The sequence below is a fragment of the Mesorhizobium sp. M7D.F.Ca.US.004.03.1.1 genome, from assembly GCF_003998635.1.
Taxonomy (GTDB): domain Bacteria; phylum Pseudomonadota; class Alphaproteobacteria; order Rhizobiales; family Rhizobiaceae; genus Mesorhizobium; species Mesorhizobium loti.
Genome location: NZ_RZQG01001529.1, coordinates 1 through 794 on the forward strand (window position 1 = coordinate 1; position 794 = coordinate 794).

1 protein-coding gene is annotated in these 794 nt (G+C 64.4%); it reads right to left on the minus strand.

All coding sequences use genetic code 11. From position 1 onward, the window contains the following. Nucleotides 1-794: LacI family DNA-binding transcriptional regulator (locus tag EN935_RS38450; RefSeq protein WP_164771848.1), on the minus strand; the 794-nt coding region annotated here is incomplete at both ends.

Here is a 794-nt window from a genome sequence, read left to right on the forward strand (position 1 = left end):
CAGGCCCTGCTTCGGCGGATCGGCCTCGTCCAGCAAGGCCAGCAGGATCTCGACGCTACGCCCGGCCATGGCGGTGAAATCCTGCGCCATGGTGGTCAGCGCCGGGCAGGTGTAGCGGCTCAGCGGATGGTCGTCATGCGCGGCAACGCGCAGGTCGCAGTCGGGCCTGCGGCCGACCTTCAGGCCGCGCGAGTAGGCGGCCGCCATCACGCCAAAGGCGAGACGATCATTGGCGCACAGGATGGTACGGCCCGGCAAGGTCCCGGCCTCCAGCATTTTTTCCGTCTGCTCGTAGCCGATGCGTTCGAAGTCCCAGGTGTAATCGCGTGCGGCCTCGATGACGACCGGCTTGAACCCGGCGGTCTCCATCGCAACGATGTAGCTCTCCTGGCGTTCGCCGGAGTTGTGGTTGACATGCGGAATGTCGAGATAGGCCGGCGGCTCGCCCGAGCGACACAGATAGTCGACGATGGTCGACACGCTCTGCCGGTTGTCATTGCCGACGAACGGCGTATCGCCCTCGATATAGGTGTCGAAATAGACGATCGGAATGTCCTGCCCGAGCTTGTCGAAAACGCTGCGGTCGGAGGCAAGGCCGAGCGGGGCGATGATCGCGCCGGCGACCTTCAGCGACAGCAGCGTCCTGACCGACTCCGCTTCCAGCTTCGGCGAGCCATGCGAGGAGATGACGATCGGCCAATAGCCTTCGTCGCGGCAGCGAAATTCGATGCGGCTGACCATCTCGGCGTAGAATGGATCGGTGATCGTCGGCACGACGATGCCGATGTTGCGGG